The following is a 2621-nucleotide window of genomic DNA, read 5'->3' on the forward strand; positions in this document are numbered from 1 at the left end:
ACTGTGCCGCGCAGGAAGCCACGTACCATGGCGCGCGTCGGGAAGCTCATCAGGTGCTGGGCACGCTTGCGCCAGTTGCCCTTCTCGCCCATCGGCGTCGCGGCTGCGGTGTTCACCGACAGCGAGCGGCGCTTGACGGACTCGAGATTGAGCTGACGCAGCAGGCCGAAGATCGCGGCCAGCAGGATCATGCCGAACGGCAAGGCGGTGGCGATGGTGGCGGTCTGCAGCGCCCCCAGCCCACCGGCCAGCATCAGCACGATGGCCAAAAGCCCCACCGCGAAGGCCCAGTAGATACGCTGCCAAATCGGGGTGTCGTCACGACCACCGGAGGCCAGCATGTCGACCACCATCGAGCCGGAATCCGCCGAGGTGACGAAGAACACGATGACCATCACCAGCGCGATCACCGAGGTGATGGATGACAGCGGCAGCTGCTCGAGGAAGGTAAACAGGGCCAGCGAATAGTTGTCGTTGACGGTGTCGACCAGCGCCGTGACGTTCTGCTCCAGAATCATCGAGATGGCGGTGTTGCCGAAGATGGTCATCCACAGCAGGGTGAAACCGGCCGGCACGAACAGCACGCCGATCACGAATTCCCGGATGGTACGGCCACGCGAGACACGCGCGATGAACATGCCGACGAATGGAGACCAGGACATCCACCAACCCCAGTAGAGCAGTGTCCAGCCACCGATCCAGTCATTGGGTTCGTAGGCGTAGAGCTCGAAGGTCTTGCCGACGATATCGGCCATGTAGAAGCCGGAATTCTGGACGAACGCCTTGAGCAGGAAGGCGGTCGGGCCGAGCAGCAGCACGAACAGCAACAGCACCACGGCAAGGCCGAGGTTGATCTCGGACAGGATACGGATGCCCTTGTCCAGGCCAGTCACGACCGAGATGGTGGCAAGGCCGGTAATCACGACGATGATCGCGACCTGGGTCCAGTCGTTGTTCGGCATGCCGGTCAGGTGCGAGAGCCCGGCATTGACCTGTGCCACACCGTAGCCCAGCGTGGTGGCGACACCACAGACGGTGCCGACGATGGCGAAGATGTCCACCGCATGGCCGATCGGGCCGTAGATGCGCTTGCCGATCAGAGGATACAAGGCACTGCGCAGCGTCAGCGGCAGGTCATGGCGATAGCTGAAGTAGGCCAGAATCAACGCGACGATGGCGTAGATCGACCAGGCATGCAGCCCCCAGTGGAAGAAGGTCAGCTTCATCGCTTCACGCGCGGTCTCGACCTGCTCCGGGGTACCCGTCGGCGGGTTGAGGAAGTGCATCACCGGCTCGGCCACGCCGAAGAACATCAGACCGATACCCATGCCCGCCGAGAACAGCATCGCGAACCAGGTGACGTTGCTGTAGTCCGGCAGTGAGTGGTCTGGCCCCAGGCGAATCTCGCCATGGCGTGAGAAGCCGACATACACCACCGAGATCAGCACGATGGCCACGCACAGAATGTAGAACCAGCTCACGGTGTTGGTGATCCAATGCTGGACCGACTCGAACACGGACATGGCCGTGTCCGAGAACACCGCGGTGAAGATCACCAATAACAGGATGATGGCATTCGCGCCGAAGAAGACCGGCGGGTTGACCTTGGCAAACAAGCCGGTGCGCGGCTCGGCACTGGCATCTTCGCCACCGCCCGCTGCAGGGGTATTGCGCATGGAGATTTCCTTGTGAGTGTCCGGGAGAGACGCCGTGAGCTGTCTCGGCGCCCTGCTGGCAAACAACACTATAATGAAAAAACATGATCAGATTGCGCGCGGATAATATCACCTAATGCCTACATGACCAATGTCTTGTCCAACTACCGTCCAACTTCTCGGCGCACACATGGCGCAGGATGCCATTTGTTTTCTTGATGCTTGCACGCTGGGCACCCAACGTCATCGGCACACTCAAATGCCATGCTGGTCACACAGGAGTAAACGCATGAGTCGCAATCGTCATTCCGGCAAGGGCCCCCTGCGCGCGCTCGCGCTGTCTCTCGCCCTGTTGAGTGCCCTGCCGACCACGTCCGCCATGGCGGGCCCGGGGCATGGGCGCTTCGATGGGCCGGGCTACATAGGCCCCGATATCGTGATCGGGCATGGTGAGCCCGGTCGGCTGATTCGCTGGGCACCGGGTGGCCCCGGGCACGGTCATGGCCTGCCCGCAGGGGCGCGCGGTGTCTGGGTGGGCGCTACGCTGTATTTCCTGGCGGCAGGCACCTATTACCTGTGGGAAGAGAGTCAGCAGCAGTATCTGCCCGTCCAGGCCCCCGCTCAGGCGACACTCACGGCCGCGGCAGTCGATGTCATCGCCTACCCCACCAAGGGCCAGAGCGAAGACCAGCAAGCGCGTGATCGCTATGAGTGCCATCGCTGGGCCAATCAGCAGAGTGGCGCCGAAGCCAATTCTGCGGCACCGCCCGTGACCGCCAGCAACGCAGACACCTATCGCCGCGCGCTGAGTGCCTGCTTCACCGGTCGCGGTTACAGCGTGCAATAGTCAGCTTGAATCATGAGCATGAAAAAGCCCCGCCAGCTCGCGATGATCGCGGCCTGGCGGGGCTTTCTTGTGTCCATTGTCGGCTTTCTGCTGTCTGATTTGACTGCTTGCGGGATTTG

At 62.0% G+C, this 2621-nt stretch carries 2 protein-coding genes; one reads left to right on the forward strand and one right to left on the reverse strand.

What is annotated here, in order from left to right; genetic code table 11:
* A partial coding sequence (locus AC4FAH_RS10665; RefSeq protein WP_490246010.1) for a BCCT family transporter occupies positions 1-1676 on the reverse strand: 1676 nt, incomplete at its 3' end.
* A gap of 268 nt (positions 1677-1944) precedes the next feature.
* Here AC4FAH_RS10665 and AC4FAH_RS10670 point away from each other — a divergent pair.
* Positions 1945-2502: a hypothetical protein gene (locus tag AC4FAH_RS10670; RefSeq protein WP_216060601.1), complete on the forward strand. Its 558-nt coding sequence runs from the start codon at positions 1945-1947 to the stop codon at positions 2500-2502.
* The last annotated feature ends 119 nt before the right edge of the window (positions 2503-2621 follow it).

It is taken from the genome of Cobetia sp. (assembly GCF_983723665.1).

What these genes read in the sequence shown, in the direction of transcription:
- AC4FAH_RS10670 (WP_216060601.1), top strand. Translation starts at nt 1,945, where the DNA reads ATGAGTCGCAATCGTCATTCCGGCAAGGGCCCCCTGCGCGCGCTCGCG.